The 24715-nt window shown below is 51.4% G+C and carries 23 protein-coding genes; all 23 read left to right on the top strand.

Annotated elements, in window-relative coordinates:
* Positions 1-4: 4 nt before the first annotated feature.
* Positions 5-427, top strand: coding sequence for a Fe-S cluster assembly scaffold IscU (iscU, locus tag P0078_RS09065; RefSeq protein ID WP_108731985.1), 423 nt, complete (start codon positions 5-7; stop codon positions 425-427).
* A gap of 56 nt (positions 428-483) precedes the next feature.
* On the top strand, positions 484-795 hold the full coding sequence (gene iscA / locus P0078_RS09060; RefSeq protein ID WP_444895049.1) for an iron-sulfur cluster assembly protein IscA: 312 nt from the start codon (positions 484-486) through the stop codon (positions 793-795).
* A gap of 136 nt (positions 796-931) precedes the next feature.
* Positions 932-1459: a co-chaperone HscB gene (hscB, locus tag P0078_RS09055; protein WP_282934078.1), complete on the top strand. Its 528-nt coding sequence runs from the start codon at positions 932-934 to the stop codon at positions 1457-1459.
* 63 nt (positions 1460-1522) lie between these two features.
* Positions 1523-3394, top strand: coding sequence for a Fe-S protein assembly chaperone HscA (gene hscA, locus P0078_RS09050; protein WP_282934077.1), 1872 nt, complete (start codon positions 1523-1525; stop codon positions 3392-3394).
* 90 nt (positions 3395-3484) lie between these two features.
* On the top strand, positions 3485-3823 hold the full coding sequence (fdx, locus tag P0078_RS09045) for an ISC system 2Fe-2S type ferredoxin (protein ID WP_108731989.1): 339 nt from the start codon (positions 3485-3487) through the stop codon (positions 3821-3823).
* Positions 3824-3847: 24 nt separating this feature from the next.
* The gene (iscX, locus tag P0078_RS09040) at positions 3848-4042 is read left to right on the top strand and encodes a Fe-S cluster assembly protein IscX (protein ID WP_282934076.1); all 195 of its coding nucleotides are present in this window, start codon (positions 3848-3850) and stop codon (positions 4040-4042) included.
* Positions 4043-4334: 292 nt separating this feature from the next.
* Positions 4335-4763, top strand: coding sequence for a nucleoside-diphosphate kinase (gene ndk / locus P0078_RS09035; protein WP_108731991.1), 429 nt, complete (start codon positions 4335-4337; stop codon positions 4761-4763).
* 62 nt (positions 4764-4825) lie between these two features.
* A complete protein-coding gene (gene rlmN / locus P0078_RS09030; RefSeq protein WP_282934075.1) occupies positions 4826-5944 on the top strand; it encodes a dual-specificity RNA methyltransferase RlmN in 1119 nt (372 codons plus the stop codon).
* 542 nt (positions 5945-6486) lie between these two features.
* A complete protein-coding gene (locus tag P0078_RS09025) occupies positions 6487-8382 on the top strand; it encodes a cytochrome-c peroxidase (RefSeq protein WP_282934074.1) in 1896 nt (631 codons plus the stop codon).
* 835 nt (positions 8383-9217) lie between these two features.
* Positions 9218-11119, top strand: coding sequence for a cytochrome-c peroxidase (locus P0078_RS09020; protein WP_282934073.1), 1902 nt, complete (start codon positions 9218-9220; stop codon positions 11117-11119).
* 321 nt (positions 11120-11440) lie between these two features.
* Positions 11441-12217, top strand: coding sequence for a type IV pilus biogenesis/stability protein PilW (gene pilW / locus P0078_RS09015; protein WP_282934072.1), 777 nt, complete (start codon positions 11441-11443; stop codon positions 12215-12217).
* Positions 12207-13175, top strand: a complete 969-nt coding sequence (locus P0078_RS09010) for a RodZ domain-containing protein (protein WP_282934071.1) — start codon at positions 12207-12209, stop codon at positions 13173-13175. The genes pilW and P0078_RS09010 overlap by 11 nt, the downstream gene beginning before the upstream one ends.
* A 98-nt stretch (positions 13176-13273) precedes the next feature.
* On the top strand, positions 13274-14386 hold the full coding sequence (ispG, locus tag P0078_RS09005) for a flavodoxin-dependent (E)-4-hydroxy-3-methylbut-2-enyl-diphosphate synthase (protein ID WP_282934070.1): 1113 nt from the start codon (positions 13274-13276) through the stop codon (positions 14384-14386).
* 58 nt (positions 14387-14444) lie between these two features.
* Complete coding sequence (hisS, locus tag P0078_RS09000; protein ID WP_282934069.1) at positions 14445-15707, top strand: histidine--tRNA ligase; 1263 nt, start codon at positions 14445-14447, stop codon at positions 15705-15707.
* Between the two features lie 70 nt (positions 15708-15777).
* A complete protein-coding gene (locus tag P0078_RS08995) occupies positions 15778-16485 on the top strand; it encodes a YfgM family protein (protein ID WP_282934068.1) in 708 nt (235 codons plus the stop codon).
* Positions 16485-17648 (top strand): outer membrane protein assembly factor BamB, encoded by a 1164-nt coding sequence (bamB, locus tag P0078_RS08990; RefSeq protein ID WP_282934067.1) that lies wholly within the window; start codon positions 16485-16487, stop codon positions 17646-17648. The genes P0078_RS08995 and bamB overlap by 1 nt, the downstream gene beginning before the upstream one ends.
* Before the next feature lie 146 nt (positions 17649-17794).
* Entirely contained in the window at positions 17795-19192 is a 1398-nt protein-coding gene (gene der, locus P0078_RS08985) for a ribosome biogenesis GTPase Der (protein WP_282934066.1), read from the top strand.
* A 167-nt stretch (positions 19193-19359) separates the two neighbouring features.
* The gene (locus P0078_RS08980; protein WP_282934065.1) at positions 19360-20823 is read left to right on the top strand and encodes an NAD-dependent succinate-semialdehyde dehydrogenase; all 1464 of its coding nucleotides are present in this window, start codon (positions 19360-19362) and stop codon (positions 20821-20823) included.
* A gap of 208 nt (positions 20824-21031) precedes the next feature.
* A complete protein-coding gene (gene tsaA / locus P0078_RS08975) occupies positions 21032-21715 on the top strand; it encodes a tRNA (N6-threonylcarbamoyladenosine(37)-N6)-methyltransferase TrmO (protein ID WP_282934064.1) in 684 nt (227 codons plus the stop codon).
* A gap of 164 nt (positions 21716-21879) precedes the next feature.
* Positions 21880-22308 (top strand): MBL fold metallo-hydrolase, encoded by a 429-nt coding sequence (locus P0078_RS08970; protein WP_282934063.1) that lies wholly within the window; start codon positions 21880-21882, stop codon positions 22306-22308.
* Positions 22305-22700 (top strand): MBL fold metallo-hydrolase, encoded by a 396-nt coding sequence (locus tag P0078_RS08965; protein WP_282934062.1) that lies wholly within the window; start codon positions 22305-22307, stop codon positions 22698-22700. The genes P0078_RS08970 and P0078_RS08965 overlap by 4 nt, the downstream gene beginning before the upstream one ends.
* A 243-nt stretch (positions 22701-22943) precedes the next feature.
* Entirely contained in the window at positions 22944-23780 is an 837-nt protein-coding gene (locus tag P0078_RS08960; protein ID WP_282934061.1) for a hypothetical protein, read from the top strand.
* The gene (locus P0078_RS08955) at positions 23770-24642 is read left to right on the top strand and encodes a transglutaminase-like domain-containing protein (RefSeq protein WP_282934060.1); all 873 of its coding nucleotides are present in this window, start codon (positions 23770-23772) and stop codon (positions 24640-24642) included. Before P0078_RS08960 ends, P0078_RS08955 begins: the two co-directional genes overlap by 11 nt.
* Positions 24643-24715 lie beyond the last annotated feature (73 nt).

Genomic DNA, 24715 nt, shown 5'->3' with positions numbered 1-24715 from the left:
AGTCATGGCCTATAGCGATAAAGTAATTGACCACTACGAGCACCCCCGCAATGTTGGACGTATGGACGACAAGGCGGACAATGTAGGTACCGGTATGGTGGGCGCGCCCGCCTGTGGTGACGTGATGCGCCTACAGATTCAGGTAAGCGACGAGGGCGTTATCGAAGACGCCAAGTTCAAGACCTACGGCTGTGGTTCCGCCATTGCCTCCAGCTCCCTCCTGACCGAGTGGGTGAAAGGCAAGACGATCGACGAAGCGGAGCAGATCAAGAACACTGCCATTGCAGAGGAGCTGGCGCTGCCGCCGGTAAAAATCCACTGCTCGGTTCTCGCCGAAGACGCGATTAAAGCTGCGGTTCGCGATATCCGCGAAAAGCGCGGTGAGTCCGATGACGCTGTAGAAGCCAAGGAATCTGCGGCGGGTTAACTTCTCGTCCAAATGTAGCGTCCAAACATAGCGAAGGTGTTATTTTGGCTATTAGTATGACCGAGGCCGCTGAGGCCCACATTCAAAGTCAATTGGCCAAGCGAGGCAAGGGAATCGGCATTCGGGTCGGTGTCAAGACGGCCGGCTGTTCCGGTCTCGCCTATGTGCTGGAATTTGTCGATTCGTTCGAAGCCGAAGATACGGTATTTGAGCAAAACGGCGTTAAGTTGGTGGTGGACCCCAAGAGTCTGGTTTACCTCGACGGCACCCAGCTGGATTTCGTCAAGGAAGGCCTGAACGAAGGCTTCACCTTCTCGAATCCCAATGTAAAAAATGAGTGTGGCTGCGGCGAGAGTTTCCACGTCTGATTCGCTCTCGCCCCACAAGGCCGGGTGCGCTGCGCATACCGGCCTTTTTATTGGCTCCTCGGACAGTTGGGGGCCGTGCAGCAGTAAGCGGCAACTTCAGCCGCGTCCCAGGCTGTGCCCCAGTAGGTATATTCAGATGGCAACCAACCTGAACCATTTCGAAGTTTTTGGTCTGCAACCCGCGTTCGCGGTCGATCGCAGTGCCCTGGCGACCCGCTACCGGGAGTTACAGCGGGAATTCCACCCGGATAAATACGCTTCCCATTCCGAGGGCGAACAATTGTTGGCCATCAAAATGGCGGCTCAGATTAATGAGGCGCACACCGTTTTGCGCGACCCGGTACAGCGCGCCGCCTACCTACTCAAGTTGGCCGGGGTAGATGTGCCACCTGAGCAGACCACCAAAGATACTGAATTTCTGATGCAGCAGATGATGTTGCGCGAGCGCCTGGAAGAAGTGCGCGAGCAGCCCGATCCTGCGGCTGCGCTGGATGAGCTCAGTGCTGAGGCGCGGGGGCTGATCTCCAGTGAGGAACAGCGCTTTGCCGAAACTTATGACGGGGGCGATCTGGGCGCAGCAGAGGACTCGCTGCGCAAGCTTCAGTTCCTGGCCAAGCTTGAGAAACAAATTGACGAGCTGGAAGAAGACCTTTTCAACGACTAGTTGCGAGAGCACTGACTGAGAGGGCCAGACGGTACCGCGCCCCGCTTAAAGAAGAGATAACTAATGGCATTACTGCAGATTTCTGAACCGGGCCAGAGCCCAGCTCCCCACCAGCGCAAGCATGCAGTGGGTATCGATTTGGGGACCACTAACTCACTGGTAGCGACCGTGCGCAGTGGATCGGCAGAGGCCATTGCCGATGAGCAGGGTGAAGTGATCCTGCCATCAGCGGTGCACTACGGAGCCGAGGCGATTACCGTGGGTGCTGAAGCCCGCGCGTGCGCTGTAGAAGACCCCTACAACACCATGATTTCTATCAAGCGCCTGATGGGGCGAGGTGTTGCGGATATCAAAAGTTTTGGTGAGCAGCTGCCCTATCGCCTGGCCGAGAGCAGTGGCGGTATGCCTTCGATTGAAACTGCAGCCGGACCGGTAAACCCGGTGCAGGTATCGGCAGAAATCCTGAAAAAACTGGCCGCGCGCGGCCGCGAAGCGCTCTATGGCAAAGCGGGCGGTGAGCTGGATGGTGCGGTGATCACCGTGCCGGCCTACTTCGATGATGCCCAGCGCCAAGCGACCAAAGACGCCGCCCAACTGGCGGGCCTGAAAGTCCTGCGCCTGCTCAACGAGCCCACAGCAGCGGCTGTTGCCTACGGCCTGGATAAAGGCGAAGAGGGTGTGATCGCGGTCTATGATCTCGGTGGCGGCACCTTCGATATCTCTATTCTGCGCCTGTCCCGGGGTGTGTTTGAAGTCATGTCTACCGGCGGCGATACAGCCCTTGGTGGCGACGATTTCGATCGCACTATCGCTTCCTGGATCGCCGAGCAAGTGGGATTGGGTACCGATCTCGACGCCGCGACCCAGCGAGTCCTGTTAGACAGCGCCTGTGCTGCGAAAGAATCCCTGTCCAGTGTCGAGCAGGTGGAAGTGCAATACGGCGATTGGTCAGGCGTGCTCGATCGCGACACCATGGCTTCACTGCTGGACCCCCTGATCGACAAAACCCTACGCGCCTGTAAACGCGCCCTGCGCGATGCCGGTATCAGTGCCGATGAGGTGCAGGAAGTGGTTCTGGTGGGTGGCTCCACTCGTACTTTGCGCGTGCGGGAGCGGGTTGAGGGTTATTTTGGCCGTCCCCCCCATGCGGAAATTGACCCCGACCAAGTAGTAGCAATCGGCGCCGCGATTCAGGCTGATGTACTGGTGGGCAATAAGTCCAGCGAAGAACTGCTGCTGTTGGATGTTATTCCCCTTTCCCTCGGGATTGAAACCATGGGCGGCCTCGCGGAAAAACTGATTGATCGCAACACGACCATCCCCGTCTCCAAAGCCCAGGAGTTCACCACTTTTAAAGATGGCCAGACTGCCATGGCGATCCATGTCGTGCAGGGCGAGCGGGAGCTGGTGAGTGACTGTCGCTCACTGGCGCGCTTTGAATTGCGCGGCATACCGCCGATGGTGGCCGGTGCCGCCCATATCCGTGTGACTTTCCAGGTGGATGCTGACGGTCTTTTGTCGGTGACAGCCATGGAAAAAAGCAGTGGTGTCAGTGCCGATATTACGGTTAAACCGTCTTATGGGCTGGAGGACAAGGATATTGCGCGAATGCTGCAGGAATCCTACACCCACGCCGCTGAGGATATCGCCCTGCGTGCCCTGCGCGAGGCCCAGGTAGAAGCGGAGAGAACCCTGGAAAGCATGTTGGTGGCCCTGCGTGAGAACGGTGCCCAGCTGCTGGACGAAGGTGAGTTAAACGAGCTTGAGCACGCGATGGAAGCTCTGCGCCTGGCCCATAACGGCGGCGACGCAGAGGAAATTCGTCGTCGTATCGAAGCCTTGAATAAGCTGTCTGAGCCTTTTGCTGCCAAGCGTATGGATGCCTCCATTAAGCGCGCTATGCAGGGCCACAGCTTGGATGAATTTGATAAATAACCATGATCAAGCGCAGACTCTGCGCTGCCGGCGGCCGGGGAGTCGTTACTTTCTCCCCGTCGGATTGAGACCACAGAGGTTCAGTACCCCATGCCGAAGATAGTATTTTTACCCCATCCGGAAATGTGCCCTGAGGGCAAAGTGGTGGAAGCGGAGAGCGGTGTCAGCGTGATCGACGCGGCCCTGGCCAACGATATTGAAATTGAGCACGCCTGTGAAAAAGCCTGTGCTTGTACCACCTGCCACGTCATTGTGCGCGAGGGCTTCGATTCTCTTGAAGAGCCGGACGAGCTTGAAGAGGACCTGCTGGATAAAGCCTGGGGCTTGGAACCGGAGTCTCGCCTGTCCTGTCAGGCGATTGTGGAGGATGAAGACCTGGTGGTCGAGATTCCCAAGTACACCATCAACCAGGTGTCGGAAAAGCACTGACCTGCACGCTGAGGAAGCCGAATCATGAAGTGGACTGATATTCACGATATTGCCATAGAGTTGAGCGAAGCTCACGAGGATGTGGACCCACTGACGGTCAACTTTGTCGACCTGCGCAACTGGGTGATGGCGCTGCCCGGATTTGATGACGATCCCGATCGCTGCGGAGAGAAAATCCTCGAAGCGATCCAGGCTGCCTGGATCGAAGAGCAGGAGTAACCGGCCTTCGGGGGCAGTATTGGCAAGAGAGTACAAAAGTCGATCAATACCCCGTATAATCCGCCGGCCGCGAAATGCGGTGATCAAAAATTGAGTACCCCCGGTGGGTATGAAAGGAATATCAGGGAAGAGCAACTGAGTAGGTTGCTCTTTCTTTATGTAGGGGGCCTCTGAACAACTCCGCAACAATCCCGCAACACCTCTGCGAGCCGTGAAGGCCTGCCCTGCGGGGCTTACAGAGTTGTTTAGAGGTTCCTAAGTTAAGTTACAAAAAATCAATTTGGAGATAACCATGGCCCTGGAGCGTACCCTTTCTATCATCAAGCCGGACGCAGTAGCCAAGAATGTAATCGGTGAAATCGAGAGCCGTTTTGAGAAAGCTGGCCTGAGCATTGTTGCCATGAAGATGGTTCAACTGTCCCGCGAAAAAGCTGAAGGTTTCTACGCTGAGCACAAAGAGCGTCCTTTCTTCAAAGACCTGGTTGACTTCATGACTTCCGGTCCAGTTGTTGTACAGGTTCTGGAAGGCGAGAACGCTATCCTGGCAAACCGCGACCTGATGGGTGCTACCAACCCTAAAGAAGCTGCTGCTGGCACCATCCGCGCTGACTTCGCTGACAGCATCGACGCCAACGCTGTACACGGTTCCGACTCCGCAGAGTCCGCTGCTCGCGAAGTAAGCTACTTCTTCGCCGACGACGAAATCTGCGCGCGCGCTTAATCCGCGCCACAAATCGCACCGGTCTGTCCGGACCGGTGCAATTCTTCCCCGAGGTGAAATGAATGACCACAGAGAAAACCAACCTGCTCGGCCTTTCGGTAGAAAAGCTGGCCGCCTTTTTTGAATCATTGGGCGAGAAGCGCTTCCGCGCTGTTCAGGTTTTAAAGTGGATTCACCAGAATGGGGTTGATGATTTTGCTGAGATGACCAATGTCAGCAAGGCCCTGCGTCAAAAGCTGACGGAAGTGGCCGAAGTCCGTGCCCCGGAAGTATTGAATCAGTGGGATTCCGCCGATGGCACACGGAAATGGTTAATTAAAGTCTCCGGTGGCAATGCTATCGAGACTGTCTATATCCCCGATGGCGATCGCGGCACCCTGTGTGTCTCCTCCCAGGTGGGCTGTTCCCTGGATTGCAGTTTTTGTGCAACTGGCAAACAGGGCTTTAACCGCGATTTAACGGCGGCAGAAATTATCGGGCAGGTCTGGATTGCCTGTAAATCTTTCGGTCAATTAGACCCGAAAGGACCGCGTAAGGTCACCAATGTGGTGATGATGGGCATGGGTGAGCCACTGCTCAATTTCGACAATGTGGTTGATTCCATGAACCTGATGATGGAAGACAACGCCTATGGCATTTCCAAGCGCCGCGTCACCCTGTCGACCTCCGGTGTAGTGCCCGCACTGGACCGCCTCGCCGATGTGACCGATGTGAGCCTGGCGATTTCCCTGCATGCGCCCAACGATGAATTGCGCAACGAGTTGGTGCCGATCAATAAAAAATACCCTATTGCGGTGCTACTGGATTCCGCCAAGCGCTACATCGACCGCATGCCGGATACGCACCGTAAAATGACTATTGAATACACGCTGATGCGCGAGGTTAACGACCGCCCGGAGCACGCTGAGCAATTGGCAGAGCTGCTTAAAGAGATTCCGGTGAAAATTAACCTGATTCCCTTTAACCCGTTTGAGTTGTCCGACTACCAGCGAGTGAGTAATAACGCACTGCGTCGCTTCCAGCAGATTTTGCTCGACAAAGGTTATACCGTAACTGTGCGCACTACACGCGGCGATGATATTGATGCGGCCTGTGGCCAGTTGGCCGGCAGTGTTAACGACCGCACCCGCCGCTCCGAGCGCTACCGCAACGCAGAGCGCCCCGTTCGTATTGTTAACTAGTCGCTGGTAATTTTTTGTATAGGTTGCCAAATTGTTGGCAGCCTATTGGCTTCGATTTTCCCCTTCTCAAAAAAACTTTGTTCAGCCTGAAATTTCCTTTCTATTCTATTTTTCGTGTCAACGAAATTGCTTTATCAAACGTTTAACGCTCGAGGAAAATTTACCCGGGAAGGGAGTGTTAAATATATGTATATCGCTAAGTTAGAACGATCATATTTTTTTAATCTGCAGTTTGCCTGTAATAATTCAACCGTAAGTACAGTGGATATCCACTGGTGCGACACCTTCAACAGATATTGTGGCACTGAAACTATAGAGTGGCCGCGCTTGTAATTTCCACTGTTTATCAAAACAACATGCCGTTAGAGCGTACTGCCCAGTCATTTTTCGTTTGATCTGGAGTAGTTGCAGTGGGCTTGGGTTCAGGAATAACAATTTATTAAGGTGTTTTTCCATGTACATGGGAGACTGGAGCACGCGGCACTTTATTTATCACCCTGGCCAAGATTAAGAAAAATCATCGACGGGACTGTTCAATTATTATGAACGTTGAAAAAAACCAATTAACTCGATTGCCAGCGGCACTAATGAAGCTGTTGGTCATCTCTATATTTCTTTTTATGGTGGGCTGTGGCGGGGGCGGTTCCTCCAGTAGCGATGACGACTCATCTACAGAGACCACTGAAAGTGATGGTAGCTCGGAAGGTAGTTCTGATTCGGATGATGATACTAGCTCGGACTCAGAGCAGGGGATCGTGGTTTCTGAGTTGATCGCGAACGCCTACTCAGGTACCAGCATAGGGCTTTCCTGGGAAGACTCTGAAGAGACTTACTCCATTTATCGAGATGGTGAATTGGTTGCAGAAACCACTGATAACTATTTCGTGGATGAAAGTCTTTCAGTCAATACCGAATATAGCTATTGGGTTGGTGTCGGAGGCTTTGACAGTGAATCAGGTAGCGTTACTGCAAAGACGCTGGTTAATAACACTAATGATGGTTTCAGTAATGGTACGGATGCAGAGGCTATTGATAAGCGAATAGTTGATTTTGATGAATGCCAAAATGAGCGTTCAGCGATCGATGTGGACGATGACAGCCTCGATAGTTGCTTGCAAGCTGTACTGGATGAGGTAGGCATGGCAGAGCAGCTCGAAGATATGCGCGCCTTTGCTGCACGAGTTAGAAGTGAGCAAGACCCTGCGATGGTTGAGTTGGGCATGCGCCTGTTCCACAGTAAAAGTCTAAGTGCTAACGGCGATACAGCCTGCTCTTCTTGCCACCACCCGACAATAGGCTGTGCTGGTGATGACCTCTCTATGTCTGTTGGGGTTAATGCCGTTGATCCCGATTTGCTTGGCCCTGGGCGCTCCGATGGTGAAAATGAAGTGCCGTTGGTAGCACGTAATGCCCAGCCTATTTGTAATGTGGCGCTCTGGGATAACGGATTGTTTTGGGATAACCGGGTCCTGTTTACCGATGATGGTAGCCTTAAAACGGATTCCAGGGATGTAACTAATAATACCGAAGCGGCGGTTGGTACTGGCACCTTGGCACTGATGATGGCCCAAGCACACTTTCCAGTAACTGATGCCGCTGAGATGGGGGATATTTCTGAATTTGGCTATGATGAAAGTAGCGACGATGATCTCACAGATTACCGTGAAGAGTATCTCATACCAAAGCTCAATCAAGACTCCTGGGGAGCTTTATTTACTGCTGCTTATGGCGATTCTGAAATTGATTTCAGCAGGATCGCAGAGGCAATCGCTGCCTATGAAGGGGTCTATATCTTTATCGATAACCCCTTCTTTGATTATGTCGATGGTGACCTGACTGCAATTGATAACGATGCGAAGCGTGGAGCTATTACTTATTTTACGCCAGGTTCTGGTTGTACTGCTTGCCACACGGGTGCCTTCTTTACCAATCAGGGGTTGAGAGTCGTTAACTATCCACAAATTGGTATTGGTAAAGAGGATGATGGCGCGGATTGGGGCGGGGCCGTACTGGGTGGCTTCCGTGTTCCAACACTGCTCAATGCGGGAATTACTGGTCCCTGGGGCCATGCGGGGCAGTTCGGTACTTTAGAGAGAAATATCGAGCACTACGCTGGTCAAGCGGATTCGGTATCTCGGTATTTCGCCGATAGCGAAATGTGCGATCTGGATCAGTTTGCCGAGCTTGAAGATTGTGCGGAGAAAGTTGCGCCAGACGGCCTGGAACTGACGGAGGCTATTCTGGAGATAGATGGTGATGCAGCGCTCCCCATAGATGACGATGAAGTGGGGTTTATTGCAGCATTTCTTGAAGCACTTACCGATCCGGATGCAGAGAATGTGAATTCAAGCGCAACCCAGTCCCTAATCCCACCTCGTGATGGTGGTCCTGATGGGATGCAGTTGGACGCTTGGGATGAGGACGGCAATGAACTCTAAGCACTCCCTGTAATAAATTTTGGCGCCTCATTTTATAGCCGACTATCACCGAGGCGCCGTTCTCCGAAGAAATGTTTTCATATTCGAACCTTTTATTCGGGGATCGATTTTCTATCTATCCCCCTTCCCAAGTTTTTGGTTTGTACTCATAAAGCCCTATTAATTACTTCTCTACTCTGTTCTGGGTTCTTATACATTTCTTCCTTGCTTCCGTTATTCAAGCTGTCAGTCCTTACAGGCCATTTTTTGTTTATATGTAATAGTTTGAATAAGAACTGGGTTGCTTCAAATGCTTTTTGCTTTTTCATCTTTAGGTTAAAGCCAATCAAAATATTTAAGCAGGACCACCACCCGTTAATACCAAGGAATTAAATTTTTCGATTTCATTAAATTCCACTTTGGTGACTAGTTTCTTTAATTTTCACGCAATGAGAACAGGTGTAATAGATTACTGCGACTTTCTTAGCAGTTATTTCTGCGTTTGATGGTTAGAGTAGATCCAAGGAGCCCCTGAAAGCCAGTAGGGCGGGCCTTGGCTGTGTTGCAGCACTTGCAATAAGGCCATTCGTGGCGAGCTGCGCTCAAAATCTGTAGTTCCCAGGATCTGCAGAGATATTACGGAGCTGTTCAGGGGCTTCCTGGGTATTTGGCCCTTATCTATAGTAAGGCCGAAATTTCCTTCGCTTTAATTTGAGTGAGTTTTAATTCACCGTTTTATTTTTAGTTTTACAGCAAGTGTTTCCTTACCCTTTGGTGTCAGTACTGGCACTTAGATCTGTATTTGCTGTCAAGAACTCGGAACAAGAAAAGGTCATTGACGGGCAGGTCAAGAACTATGAACTCTGTTAATAATAAATTAACTCAACAGCAAACGGCGCTGATAAAGTCGTTATTTCTATCTTTAATTCTTGTGATGACCGGCTGTGGAGGCGGTGGTTCCTCCAACAGCGATAGTGATTCATCAACGGAGACTGGCGACACGGGAAGCGATGATGATTCTGGTACAGGTGATGATACTGGTACAGGCTCAGGGCAGGGAATCATCCCTGCAGAATTGATTGGCAATGCATTTTCAGGCACCAGTATCGGCCTATCCTGGGAGAGTACTGGAGATACCTATGCGGTTTATCGTGGCAGTGAAAGAATTGCGGAGACCACCGAAGGATACTATGTCGATGAAGGCCTTTCGGTAGATACTGAGTACACATACTGGGTCACTACTGGTGATATTGATAACGGCGATGAAACTTCCAGTGTTACTGCTAGAACATTAGTTAATAACTCGAATGCGGGCCTAAATAATGGCTCCGATGCCGATGGTGCAGATAACCGGGTATCTGATTTTGATGAATGTCAAAATGCACGCTCAGCGGTAGATATTGCTGCTGGCAGTCTGGACAGCTGTTTACAGGCGGTGCTGGATGACGTTGGCATGGCTGAGCAGTTGGAGGATATGCGTGCCTTTGCAGCTCGGGTTAGGAGCGAGCAGGACCCAGCTATGGTGGAGTTGGGGATGCGTTTATTTCACAACAAAAGCCTGAGCGCTGATAACGACGTTTCATGTTCCTCTTGTCATCACCCGTCAATGGGCTGTGGTGGTGATAATTTGTCGATGCCGGTTGGTGTCGACCCCATTGATGCTAATTTGTTAGGTCCGGGTCGCTCTGACGGTCAGAACGAGGTTCCACTTGTGCCGCGCAATGCCCAACCTATCTGTAATGTGGCGCTCTGGGATAGCGGCTTATTCTGGGATAATCGGGTCGCAATAAATGGTAATGGAGGACTTAGAACAGACTCCCGGGATGTTATGAATAATACTGAAGACGCGGTGGGCACCGGCACTCTGGCACTTATGATGGCCCAGGCTCATTTTCCGGTCACTGAAGCTGCGGAGATGGGAGATATAACCCAGTTTGGTTACGATGATACCAGCGATGATGGGTTTACGGATTACCGTGAGGATATTCTTGCTGAAAAATTAACCCAGGACTCTTGGGGCGCGATGTTTACCGCAGCTTTCGGTGACTCGGCAATTAATTTTAGCAGGATTGCGCAGGCTATTGCCTCCTACGAGGCGGTACAAATTTTTATCGACAACCCCTTTTTCGACTATGTCGACGGTGATCTAACAGCCCTTGATAACGATGAAAAGCGTGGGGCTATCACCTTTATGACACGCAATTCAGGGTGTACTAATTGCCACTCAGGTGCCTTTTTCTCTAATCAGGGGTTGAGAGCAGTCAGCTATCCGCAAATTGGTGTTGGCAAGGACGAGAGTGGCAACGGAGCTGATCTCGGCGGGAATGGAAGTGGTAGTTTCCGAACTCCAACCCTGCTTAACGTAGCGCTTACTGGCCCCTGGGGACATGCCGGCCAGTTCGGCAGTTTGAAGAGAAATGTGGAGCATTATACAGGTCGTGCCGATTCTGTTTCCCAGTACTTCACCAATAGTGAAATGTGTGATTTGGATCAATTTGTAGGAGTGGACGAGTGCGCGGCAAAAGTTGCGCCTAATGGCCAAGCTCTCACTGAAGCATTGCTGGCTGAAAATGGTGATGGCGCTGTTAATTTGGACGATGATGAGGTTGATTTACTTGTGGCATTCCTTGAAGCTCTAACTGACCCAGATGCGGCAAATATTGGCTCTAATGCAGTTCAATCGCTGATTCCACCTAGAGACAGTGGTCCGGATGGGATGCAGTTGGATGCAGAAGACCAGGAGGGTAACCAACTCTAAACACTGAATAGACCCCTGTGGCTGGTGTGATGGCAATGTTGGACAAAGTCGTCACTAAATGGAATTGATTGGGTTTTAGGGCTGCAACTGGTAAGGCTTTCCGGCAGTATAGGGGCTTGGGAAGCGCCAGTTGAGGCGGAAACAGTTTTCTAACAGAAAAACCGAATCACTATCAAAGGATGCTGGTGGCTGTAGACGGTTTTTCTTTGTTTTGCGGGCTTGCTTTGTCCAGGGATTGGCGGCGGCATTGACTGGTGTAGCACTGTCATCCGCATAATCTCGCTGGGCCTATAAGTGAAAAATAAAGATACAGGTGGTGTAGTGTCCGCGAAATTTAAGAGCCTGCCGCTCCTAGTGCTACTCGGTACCCTTTTGGGAGGCTGTGTAACCTCTGGAGGGGCGGAGCGCAAGGCAGTTAATCTGGATAAAGCTTTGGAAACCCATGTCCAGTTGGGGCTTCGCTACTTGAGAGATCCTGATAACAGAGAGCAGTCCCGTCGCCATTTAAACCGTGCTTTGGAATTGGGTAAAAAGAATCCATTGGCACATCATGGCCTGGCGTTGCTCTATCAAGTGGATGGTGAGTTGGATATTGCCGAGTCTCATTTCAAGAAAGCTCTACGCTATAGCGATGGGTTTTCCATGGCTCATACCAACTATGGCGTTTTTCTCTATAAGCAAGAGCGCTATAAAGAAGCCCTCAAGCAGTTTGAGCATGCCTCCACCGATCTCACTTACAACCGCCGCTCTTTTGCCTTGGTCAACTATGGTCGCACGGCTGCACGTCTTGGACTTGAAGACAAGGCGGAAGGGGCTTATGCCAGGGCGTTGGCGTTGAACCCCGATTTGCCATTGGCTCTGATTGAAATGGCCGAACTGAAATTCGATGCCGGTGATTATGCTAAATCCAAAGTTTACCTGGATCAGTTTAGTGAAAAAAACCGCCAGACTCCACAGTCACTATGGCTTGGAATTCGAATAGAAAAAGTATTTGGCAATCGTGACAAGGAGCGCAGTTACGCCCTTGCTTTGAAAAATTTGTACCCGTACTCTGCGGAGACACTGAAATATCAGGAGTTGAGTGGTAATGACGGATAGTAGTCCCGAGCACTGCGATGGTGGTGAACTCGTATCCAGTACGCAAACTTCTAAAGACTCTGCCGGCCGTCTCTTGCTGGCGGCTAGAGAAGCGGCGGGGCTCTCCCGTGCGGAGCTGTCGCAGCGCCTCTGTATTATCGACAACACTGTTGAGTGGCTGGAAAGTGACAATTACGTGCGGCAGCCGGAAGCTGTCTATGCACGAGGCTATATTCGCAATATTTGCCGTGAATTGAGTATTCCCGTTGAACCTGTTTTGGAAGCCTATGATAGAGACCGGCCACAGCCGGAACAGCGTAGCGAATCCCGGCGAATCACCAAGGCTGAAGCATTCAGGCCCGAACGCAGAAGAGGGCATGGGGCTTTGGCTCTAATACCTCTGCTGCTTGCCGCTGGTGTCTTTTGGTGGAAATACGGTACCCCGGTCAATATTCCCGGTATGCCCCTTGGCGAAGATGGTGCTGAGCAAGTAGCTGAGTCCCCGGTTGCCAATGCAGTTATAGATAATTCAGTCGCTAATGGTGAGCAAGTTGAAATCCAGCAGCAAGAGATGACGGTAGCAGCTGGAAACCTTGGCTCAGAGTCCGCAGCCAATGATTCTGTGAATATCCGACCTGAGGTTGCCAGCGTTGATTTGGTGGAAGTTCAACCCACTTCTTCTGTAGCAACAGTGACTGAGCCTGTACCCACCCAAGTAGCCCAGTTGGACCAGGCCCTGAAAGGCGCATTGCGGCTTCGCTTTGATGAAGATGCCTGGGTTGAGGTGAAAGACGCACAAGGTGTGATTTTACTGGCCGGGGTCCAAGCTGCTGGCAGTGCTAAATCGTTAGATGGAGACGCTCCATTTGAGCTGATGTTGGGAAATGCCCGTGCAACCCATGTGGTTTACCGCGATGAAACTATCGACAGCCAGCCTATTGGCGACCGCCGCACCCGCCGCTTGATTGTCGGCGATTAAGATGATCTTCCCCGTTTGGGCGCGAACCCTGTAGGTTTGCGCCCAATCTCTCTATAATCTCCCCTCGATTTTTATCAGTAATACCACCAGGTCAGCCTATGCAATTTGAATCTCCCATTGTCCGCCGCAAGTCGCGCCAGATCATGGTGGGTGATGTACCGGTCGGAGGGGATGCCCCGATCTCGGTGCAAAGTATGACCAACACCGAAACCTGCGATGTAGCAGCTACTGTTGGCCAGATCCAGCGCCTGGAACAGGCTGGAGCCGATATAGTGCGGGTTTCTGTGCCCAGCATGGATGCCGCAGAGGCGTTTGGAGAAATTAAAAAACAGGTGAATGTCCCGTTGGTCGCAGACATTCACTTCGATTACCGTATCGCCCTGCGGGTCGCAGACCTGGGGGTGGATTGCCTGCGTATTAACCCCGGCAATATTGGCCGAGAGAAGCGTATTCGGGCCGTAGTGGATAAAGCTCGCGATCTGAATATCCCGATTCGTATTGGTGTCAATGCGGGCTCCCTGGAAAAAGACCTGCAGAAAAAGTATGGCGAGCCCACGCCGGATGCTCTGGTAGAGTCGGCGCTGCGCCATGTATCGATCCTCGACAGCCTGGACTTCCAGGACTTCAAAGTCAGTGTAAAAGCATCCGATATCTTTATGGCCACGGCTGCCTATCGCAAGCTGGCCCAGCAGATTGAGCAACCGCTGCACTTGGGTATTACCGAAGCTGGTGGCTTACGTGCCGGCACAGTGAAGTCGGCGATTGGTCTCGGTGCCCTTCTGCTCGACGGTATCGGTGACACCCTGCGGGTTTCCCTGGCTGCAGACCCGGTGGAAGAGGTCAAAGTGGGCTGGGATCTGCTCAAAAGCCTGCGTCTGCGCAGTAAAGGTATTAACTTTATTGCCTGCCCCAGCTGCTCGCGCCAGAACTTCGATGTGGTGAAAACCATGAATGAGCTGGAGACGCGCCTGGAAGATGTGACCACACCGCTGGATGTGGCAGTAATTGGCTGTATCGTCAACGGCCCCGGCGAAGCGAAAGAAGCCGATGTAGGCCTGACTGGTGGTACCCCGAGCCATGCCATCTATGTGGATGGGCAGCCAGACCGCAAGTTTAAGAATGAAAATCTGGTGGATGATTTAGAGCGTTTGATTCGCGAGAAGGCGGCCGCCAAGGCCGAGCGCGAAGCGGATATCATCGCCAAGGCGTAGAGGGCAACAGCTCCCTGCGCAAGCCCCAATTAATTGAGTGAAAAATTAAGGAACAGCGTTGAAACAGCTTCGCGCAATTCGCGGCATGAACGATCTGCTACCGGAACAGTCCCCGGTATGGCAGTACGTGGAAGCCACACTGAGTGAACTTACTAGTCGCTACGGCTACACCGAAATTCGCACTCCCTACCTGGAGTCGACCCAGTTATTTTGCCGTGCGGTGGGCGAGGCTACCGATATTGTCGAGAAGGAAATGTACACCTTTGATGACAAGAGCGGTGACAGCGTTACCCTGCGCCCTGAGGGCACAGCGGGCACTGTGCGTGCAGCGATCCAGAGCAACTTGCTGAACCAGCCACAGCGCCTGTGGTATTTCGGCCCTATGTTCCGCTATGAGCGCCCACAGAAGGGGCGCCTGCGTCAGTTCCACCAGTTTGGTGTCGAGGTGTTTGGCATTCAAGGGCCGGATATCGATGCAGAAATCCTGATCATGACTGCGCGACTGTGGCGTCAGCTGGGTATCAGCGAGCATGTGACCCTGCAGCTCAATTCCCTGGGTAACGCTGAGAGCCGCGCTGCTTATCGGGATGCGCTGGTCACTTATTTAAGTGAGCGTCGTGACCAGCTGGATGAGGACAGCCAGCGCCGTCTGGAGCGCAATCCGCTGCGAATTCTCGACAGCAAAAATGCGCAAACTCAGGAACTGCTGGCGGATGCGCCCTGTCTACTGGACTTCCTTGATGAGGAATCCGCCGCCCACTTTAGTCAGTTAAAGGCACTTTTGGACGGGGCAGGCGTTAAGTATGAGATCAATCCCAAGTTGGTGCGCGGTCTCGACTACTACGGAAAAACCGTATTTGAGTGGGTGACCGACAGCCTCGGTGCCCAGGGCACTGTGTGTGCCGGTGGCCGCTATGACGGCCTGGTAGAACAGATGGGTGGCAAAGCCACTCCGGGAGTGGGTTTTGGCCTGGGTGTTGAGCGTCTTGTATTGATGCTGGAAACCCTAGAAGTGTTGCCTGAGTCCCTTTCGCAACAGGTAGATGCCTACCTGGTTGCCGTTGGTGATGTACAATCAGCTGCCATGACAGCCGCCGAGCAATTGCGCGACGAGCTGCCCTGGTTGCGACTGCAGTTGCACTGTGGTGGAGGAAGCTTTAAAAGCCAGATGAAGAAAGCTGATAAGAGCGGCGCCGATTATGCGCTGATTATCGGCGAAGATGAGGCTGCAAGTGGTCAGATAACTGTGAAGTACCTTCGCGCTGACCAACCGCAGCAAACGCTGGCACCGAAAGAGCTGGCAGCACTGCTGCAAGGCTGAAAGAAACACTGAGGGAGGCGGAGGCCCCCGCCGGGAAAGTTAGTAATCTACAGGAAAGGCAAATTACCCAATGGCTGAGCATCTTACCGAACAAGAACAAATAGAAACGCTGAAGCGCTGGTGGGCGGAAAATGGCAAGGGAATTGTGACTGGCATTGTGCTGGCCCTGGCCGGTTACTTCGGTTATCAGTGGTGGCAGGGAGATCAGCGCACCAAGGCTGAAGCGGCCTCTGACTTGTACCAGACTTTCGTTGAAGCGGTCTCCGCCAACAACAATCAACCGGATAACAAGCAGCTTACCACTGCCAAGAATGTGGCCGAGCAGCTGAAAGATGATTTTGCCAAGCGTATCTACGCCAGCCAGGCTGCACTGCGTCTCGCGGCTATTTCAGCGGAGAGCAATGACCTGGAAGCTGCCGAGCAGCAGCTGCAGTGGGTACTCGACAACACCAGTGAAGCAAGCCTGGAGTTGCTCGCTAAACGCCGCCTGGCCGCTGTTTTGGCGGCCCGTGGTGAGTCCGATGAAGGCCTGAAATTGCTCGAGGGCACCATACCCCCGGCATTCGCGGCCCTTTATTCTGAGACTCGTGGTGATATCCTGAAGCAAAAGGGTGACATCGCCGGTGCGCGTGCCGCGTACGAGCAAGCACTGACAGAGCTTCTGCCAGAGCAAGCGGGCAACACCCAACTTCTGCGCCTGAAGGCTGAAAGCCTGGCGGTAACCGAGAGCAGTGACGCTCAGAACCAAACCGAGCCTGTATCTGAGGGAGACGAGTAATGGGATTTCTGAATCGCGCTGCGGGTCGCACTGCAGCGGTGGCGCTAGCGGTGGCCCTGGCTGCCTGTGCCTCTAATGACGAGAAGGAAGATGTCGACCCCGTCGAACTGGTGGATATTAACTCCACTGTTGCCCTGCAAGAGGTGTGGTCTGCCGATATTGGCGGTATTGACCAAAAGCGTTACGCGATGCTGCAGCCGAGCCTTATCGATGGTCGCCTGATAGCTGCCAGCAGCGATGGTGAAATCAGTGCTTTTGATCGCAGCTCCGGGCGCAAGCTCTGGGAGACAGATCTGGATGTAGATCTGAGCGGTGGTGTGGGCACTGGCCTGGGCATGGCGGTAGTCTCCGACTACCGCGGCCGCGCTGTGGCTCTGGATCTCGAAAACGGCGCTGAGCTATGGAATTACCAAGTCTCCGGCGAAGTAGTTGCCGCTCCAGCGATCGGTGCTGGCGTGGTTGTCCTGCAGACCGTAGATGGCAAGCTGGTTGGCCTCGACGCTACCAGCGGTGAAGAGTTGTGGAGCCACAATACCAATTTGCCAGTACTGACCCTGCGCGGTACTGCAGCACCTGTTATTAGCGGTGGTATGGTGATTGCCGGCCTGGATAACGGCAAGCTGCTGGCCCTGGACGCCCGCGATGGCATTCAGCGCTGGGAACAGCGAGTCGCTATTCCCCAGGGCTCTGCGGAGCTGGAGCGGGTAGTTGATATCGACGGTGCTCCAGTAGTGCGCGGTGATTTGGTGTTTGCCGCCAGCTACCAGGGCCGTGTTGTCGCCCTGTCCAAAGATAATGGCCGCGGCCTCTGGGCTCGCGATGCCTCTACCCACCACGAAGTGGCAGTAGGTGGTGGCCATGTCTACCTCAGTGATGCCTCCGGTAGCGTCTATGCCTACAATGTGGGCAGCGGCCAGATCGAGTGGAGTAATAACGAACTATTGCGCCGCGAATTGAGCGGACCGGCTTTCTTCCAGGACGTGGTCGTTGTGGGAGATCTGGAAGGCTACCTGCATGTGCTGGACCCTAATTCCGGACAATTTATTGGCCGCGAGCAGGTGGACGGTGATGCGATTCGCATCCCCATTCTGGTTGATGGCGATCTGATATTTGTGCTGTCGGATGACGGCAAGTTATCAGCTCTGCGCCTCGCTGATTCCTGATAATCGCAGCCAACTGACGAGAGGCGGACAGGCTGTCCGCCTTAGGGCTTAGAGCCCGCAAATGGAGCCTGCTGTGCAGGCAAGTTGAAATCGCCCGCCTCGCGCGGGCTTTTGTATTTTTTTATACGGCTAAAACCAGAATTTGTATGCTGCCAGTAATTGCCCTGGTCGGGCGCCCCAATGTGGGCAAATCCACACTTTTTAACCGGTTGACCAAGTCTCGCGACGCTTTGGTGGCCAACTACGCCGGGCTTACCCGCGATCGCAAGTACGGTGAGGCGGAGATCGACGGGCGCAAGCTGTTACTGGTCGATACCGGTGGTATTTCCGGTGGCGAAGAAGGCATCGATGCGGCTATGGCCGAACAATCTATGCAGGCCATCGAAGAAGCAGACTTCGTACTCTTTTTGGTGGACAGCCGCGCTGGCCTGACCCCAGCCGACGAGATGATTGCCGAACGCTTGCGCACCCGCTCCAAGCCCACTTTCCTGGTGGCCAACAAAGTTGATGGGGTAAACCCGGATATTGCCCTGGCACCTTTCTATGAGTTGGGTATTGGTGAGCTTTTCCCGACGACTGCTACCCACGGGCGCGGTGTTCGCTCCCTGATGCAGCGGGTTATCGAGGACCTGCCCGAGCAGGAGGTTGAAGAGGAAGCCGAAGAAGCGACCGGAATCAAGATTGCCATTGTGGGCCGCCCCAATGTGGGTAAATCCACCCTGGTTAACCGCCTCTTGGGTGAGGACCGGGTTGTTGTCTACGATCAGCCCGGCACAACCCGCGATAGCGTCTATATCAATTATGAACGCGACGAAAAGCCTTACACCCTGATCGATACTGCGGGTATTCGCCGCCGGAAAAATATCAAGGAATCGGTGGAGAAGTTCTCTATCGTCAAAACCTTGCAGGCGGTGGAAGATGCCAACGTGGTGGTGCTGGTGATCGATGCCCGCGAAGGCCTGGTGGACCAGGATATGCACCTGATGGGCAGCGTAGTACAGGCGGGACGCGCGCTGGTAGTTGCTCTGAACAAGTGGGATGGGCTGGAAGCGGATCATCGCGACTATGTGAAAGCCGAGTTGGAGCGCCGCCTGCGCTTTGTGGACTTTGCTGATGTGCACTTTATTTCTGCACTGCATGGCACCGGTGTTGGGCATCTGTACGAGTCCATTGAGGGTGCTTACCAGAGCGCTACAGACAAACTGTCCACTAATCACCTCACTCGTATTCTGGAGTGGGCGGTAAGTGAGCACCAACCACCTTTGGTGCACGGACATCGTATCAAATTGCGCTACGCTCACGCCGGTGGACAAAATCCGCCGGTTATTGTGATCCACGGTAACCAGACTGAGCAGGTACCGGCACATTATGTGCGTTACCTGGAGAAGACTTTCCGCAAGGCTCTGGATTTGCACGGTACTCCGGTAAAAATTGAGTTCCGCACCAGCGCTAACCCCTACGCGGACAAAAAGAACAAGCTGAGTGACCGCCAGAAGGCCAAGAAACGCCGCCTGATGAAGTTTGTTAAAAAGAAGAAAAAATAAGAGGCGGTAACTTAGGTTACCTGTAAGCCGGCAAGGGATACTGCCGGTTTGCGCACCACTCCAGCTTCTACAGCCTTAACCCACAGTGGAATGGCATTGTGGGATTTCTATCGTACCAGTGATCCCGTTTTTGACGGGGCCAGGGAAGAAACCACAAGGAGAATACGATGTTGAAGCTGAAGAATCCTGCATTGCTGCGCAACCAGTCCTATATCAATGGCCAGTGGATTGACGCTGATTCTGGCGATACCTTCGATGTGTTGGACCCGGCAACTGGCAAGGCGGTTGCCAGTATCGCCAACTTGGGGGCAGATGAGACTCGCCGTGCTATAGAAGCTGCTGATAAAGCCTGGCCTGCCTGGCGCGATACTCCGGTAAAAGAAAGAGCGAAAATACTCAGGCGCTGGTATGAGCTGATAATTGCTAACGCCGATGATCTAGCCATTATTTTGACCGCAGAGCAAGGCAAGCCACTGACAGAGTCCCGTACCGAAATTGTGTATGGTGCTAATTATGTCGAATGGTTTTCGGAAGAAGCCAAGCGCGTCTACGGGGATGTTATTAGCCCGCCTTCCAGTGATAAACGGCTCTTGGTTATCAAGCAGTCGATTGGTGTGACCTGTTCTGTAACGCCATGGAATTTTCCCAGCGCTATGATCGCACGCAAAATGGCTCCCGCTATTGCCGCAGGCTGTCCATTTATTGCCAAGCCCGCCTCCGAAACACCTCTATCCGCACTGGCTCTCGCAGTTCTCGCTGAGGAAGCGGGAATTCCCCCAGGTGTTTTTAATATTGTCGCAGGGGATAAGGCACCGGAGATTGGCGCAGAAATGACGGCCAATCCCTTAGTGCGGAAATTTACTTTTACCGGTTCTACCGCTGTCGGAAAATTGCTGCAAGCCCAGTGTGCAGCAACCATGAAAAAAACCTCTATGGAGTTGGGCGGTAATGCCCCATTTATTGTTTTTGATGATGCTGACATTGGCGAAGCCGTAAAGGGCGCAATTGTTTGTAAATATCGCAATGCCGGTCAAACCTGTGTATGCGCCAATCGCATTTTCGTGCAAGAAGGTGTTTATGATGAATTTGCACAGAAATTTTCCGCCGCGGTAAACCAGCTTTCCATGGGCAGTGGTTTTGATAGCGCTGTCGATATGGGCCCTATGATTACCACCAAAGCAGTGAAGAAAACGGAATCTCTGGTGGAAGATGCGCTGCAAAAAGGCGCGCAAACTCTAGTTGCTGGTGGTCCCAGTACTATGGGGGAATGCTTTTATTCTCCCGTAGTATTGGGTGGGGCCACCGATCAAATGAACCTGTTCAAAGAAGAGATCTTCGGTCCGGTAGCTCCGCTATATAAATTCTCCTCTGAAGAGGAAGTCATTAAAATGGCCAATGATACGGAATTTGGTCTGGCTTCTTATTTTTACTCCAGGGATATCGGTCGTATTTGGCGTGTTGCAGAGGGGCTTGAATACGGTTTGGTCGGTATCAATGAGGGTATTATTTCCAACGAAATGGCACCCTTTGGCGGTGTAAAAGAATCCGGACAGGGACGCGAGGGCTCAAAGTACGGTATTGAGGATTACCTGGAAATAAAATATCTGTGTGTCGGCGGTATTGATAAGTAGTTTAGGAGCCTCGGAATAACTCTGTGATGTTTCTGGCTTACAGAGCGGCTCACAATCAAGGCGCGGCTTCGCAGGAATGTCTAGACCTTTCAAGAAGTCGCAACGCGGAGTGTGAATCGCTCTGCAAGCCCCGAAGGGCGGGCCTTCAAGACCCGCAGAGGTATTACGGAGTTATTTAGAGGCTTCCTTATAAAGTGTTGGATTTTAAATGGTTGTAGAGCCTATTGCGCGGGTGCATTCCTGCTTTGGAGAAAAGTTTGGAGTGCCCCGCCAGCCACTATTGGCGGATGCCAGTCGCGCCAGTATTGCGTTGTTACCTCCCCTGGATACGCCAGATGCAGTTGCCGGTCTGGAGCAAAATAGCCATATCTGGGTAGTGTTCCAATTTCACCAAGCCGCTGGGCAGTGGTCAGCTAAAGTGCGCCCGCCCCGTTTGGGCGGCAATAAGAAACTGGGTGTCCTCGCCACTCGCTCGCCTTTTCGCCCCAATAATATCGGGCTGTCAGTAGTTCGACTTCTGGAAGTACGCACCTCTCCTAAAGTGGAGTTGATAGTTGCTGGGGCAGATTTGGTCGATGGTACGCCGGTATTGGATATTAAACCCTATGTTCCCTATGCGGATGCGTTAACGCATGCGCAAAGTGAACTTGCCGACGCAGCTCCAGTGCAAATTCCCGTTGCTATCCCCGAGCCAGTTCTGAATAAAGCCAAGGACTACCGCGATAACTGGGGTACCGATCTCCCCCGTTTAATTGAACAGGTGTTATCCCAGGATCCAAGACCGGCATACCAAAAGACAGATCCTCAGCGCATTTATGGCATGCAATTGTGTGAATTCAATTTGCGTTGGCGTTACACCGATATAGGAATAGAAGTGGTGGCACTGGAATAACCCTCGATCAGCTAGTTTCAGTATTCTGCAGTAAGTCAGGATGTGTTTCCTCCGTAACTGTCTAGGATTCGGAACGGATATGTCATTCATTTTCATGGGAAATACAATTCCCCAAGATACGGCATTCGCCTAAAAATAACGCCTAGCTATCCAAGGGCACAGCTATGCCAGTACGTGAAACCTTTAATTATCAAGGCTTAGATGCTATTCGCGTCGGCCGAGTCAATATGGGTGTTAATACAACCTTTGTTGTTTATCGCCTCAATGGAACCGTAATTGATACAGGTCCCAGCAATCAGTGGAAGTATGTCAAGCCGTTTATACAAAGCGCACCGCTAAAGCAGTTATTGCTGACTCATCACCACGAAGACCATAGTGGCAATGCCGGCGCTATCCAGAAACTTACCGGTGTACAAGCGGTTGCTCCCAATTTGACCATTGGTATATTAAAAAAAGGCTTCCGAATTCCCCCATGCAAAAGTTGTTCTGGGGAACTGCCGGAAAAGCTGAGGTGGCACCTCTTCCAGAGGAGGTCTACATTGGTGAAGAAAAAGTGGTGCCAGTATTTAGCCCCGGGCATGCAAAGGATATGACCTGCTATTTATTGCCTGAGCGTGGTTGGCTGTTTAGTGCTGATTTATTTATTGCCAACTACTTGAAGTTCCTGCGTATTGATGAAGATGTCCCTACATTGATGAAAAGTATTAAAGGGGTCCTGGATCATTCATTTGACGTTATCCTCTGTCCTCATAGAGGTGTGGTAGAGGATGGCTGGCAGCAGTTGAATAAAAAATATGAGTACCTGCTTAATCTATCCGGAGAGGCACAGAAGTTGAAACAACAGGGGCTGACCTTGGAAGAGACTACTTTGTGTTTATTGGGCAAAGAAGGGCTGTTCAGTACTTTGACGGGTTATAACTTCTGCAAGAGAAATTTGATTGCTTCATGCTTGCAGGTTAACTTGGATGAGATGCCCCGCCTCTAAATTCAGTTCAGGTTTCAGGGTAGCTTAAGCTGCCTGTCACGCCTGTTTGACTTTTAGCACAAAAAAATGTTCGTGACATTCTTGTGTTTAGTAAATTTTGTGCCAAAAAGCTATCTACACATAAAAAATTAAAAAATTTTATTAAGGTTGACGACTGTTTTAGATAGTTATTATCATGCGTGCCAATTTGAGTAGTTAGTCTCATTATGGCTTTATGGGGCTGGATAGTACGGGCGATTAACCTTGACAGGATGTTATAGATTAGGAATCCAGCTGATTGGATTACTGATATTTTTCTTCGGTAGTCAATTAGCAATGGCTGTAGATGAGTCTGCAGATGATCATCATCGTTGCATATCCCTACCCGACCGTCAGTCGTTTACCGGAATTTATGGGGTTGCTAAAAACACGTCTGAATTGTGTTTTACTCGCAGTGAAGAGTTAACTGGTACGCTTGATCAGTTTTTGTTGATTGATGTATCTGAAAATTTACCTGATCAAAATGTACCCCAAGATATCCTTTCAATTACTACTTCTAGAGTTAAGACTAAGAAATTCCTTAAATCCAAGGCCATTCTAGTTTTTTCGGAACCCCACAAGAGGCACTCCTTGGCAAAGCTATGTCAGGAGCTTGTGAGTTCAGGTTTTGAAAAGCCAAAAGTACTGATTGGCAAGAGACCCGAAGAGTTGTCTCAAGCGAAGACCACCATAGTGTCTGCGAGTGATTATTTGGTTGAGTTCAGTCACTTTGGCGCAGTTACTCTTGCAGCTACTCCCAGTATTGGTGAAGAGCTAGTAAATATGGGAATCTCAGTTGTACCTCACCAGGTAGATGAAGACCTGAATACCAGAATACGCAGTGCATTTATTAGTTATTCACTAAATGGCTACTTGCCAATATTTGTTGTTGCGGAAGATGGGCAAGAACAACGTATAGCAAAAAAGTTAAAACTAGGCTTTAAAGGTGAGGCTTTTGTTATTGCCGGTGGATTAAGTGCTTTAAAGAATGCCGTAAGGAATAGTGCATTAGGTGCAGCTAAACGAGCGGGAGTGGATGGGATGCCGGGCTGTGCAAGATAAGAAGTACCAAGTTAATTTTAGTCTGCTCGCCTGTTTACTGGGAGCGATAGTATTTGCTTGCTTTTGGGTATATAAGCAAGTTGAACCAAATGATGCAATATATAAAACTACCCAAACCATACGTTATAGTTTTGAAGTTAGTAATCGGTCGAATCGATATATAGCGAGCCCCGTTTTCAGTGCGTTTGCACCGGTAGAGCAAAATTCCTATCAAAAAACGGAATCTATTAACGCTAACTTTCCATTTGAGTTAAAAATAGACCAGTCAGGTAACCAGGCGTTGTTATTTGAATTGCCTGGTTTGCCTCCCTTTTCCAGCCAGGTTGTCAATATAACCGCTGTAGTAAAGCTGGCCGATAAACCTCAACCATCTACTTTGGAAGACCCACGCTACCTTGGCAGTGAGCCGGGAATTGAAACAAATGCACCAGAAATAGTCTCTCTAGCCTCTAAGCTCAATGGTAATCCAAAGAACATTAGTAGTTGGCTTTATCACAATATCAGAGATATCGGCTATGTTGCCGAAGACCGAGGAGCAAGCTACGCAGTAACAGCTCGGCAAGGAGACTGCACCGAATTCGCGTCGGCCTTTGTTGCGTTAACTCGATCTTCAAATATTCCAGCCCGTATGGTTGGGGGATTCACTGTTGATAGTTCAGGCCGCTTATTTGCTGAAAATTATCACAACTGGGCTGAATATAAGGCTAATGATCAGTGGGAAATTGCTGATCCGCAGAACAATATACTGAATGCCGGCTACGGCTCTTATGTTGCATTTTATAACTTCGATAAGTACTCGCGCTTGGAAAATAGTCATAGGTTCTTGACTTATGATAGACGATTAATAGTACAGATGAAGTAAAAAGGGATTTATATGGGAAGCGGATGGAGCTTCTCATATTTTGTTATTTTAAAAACAAAGTGATGTTTAATTC

Source organism: Microbulbifer sp. VAAF005 (assembly GCF_030012985.1).
Taxonomy (GTDB): Bacteria; Pseudomonadota; Gammaproteobacteria; order Pseudomonadales; family Cellvibrionaceae; genus Microbulbifer.
This window is presented reverse-complemented; position numbering and strand designations above follow the sequence as displayed.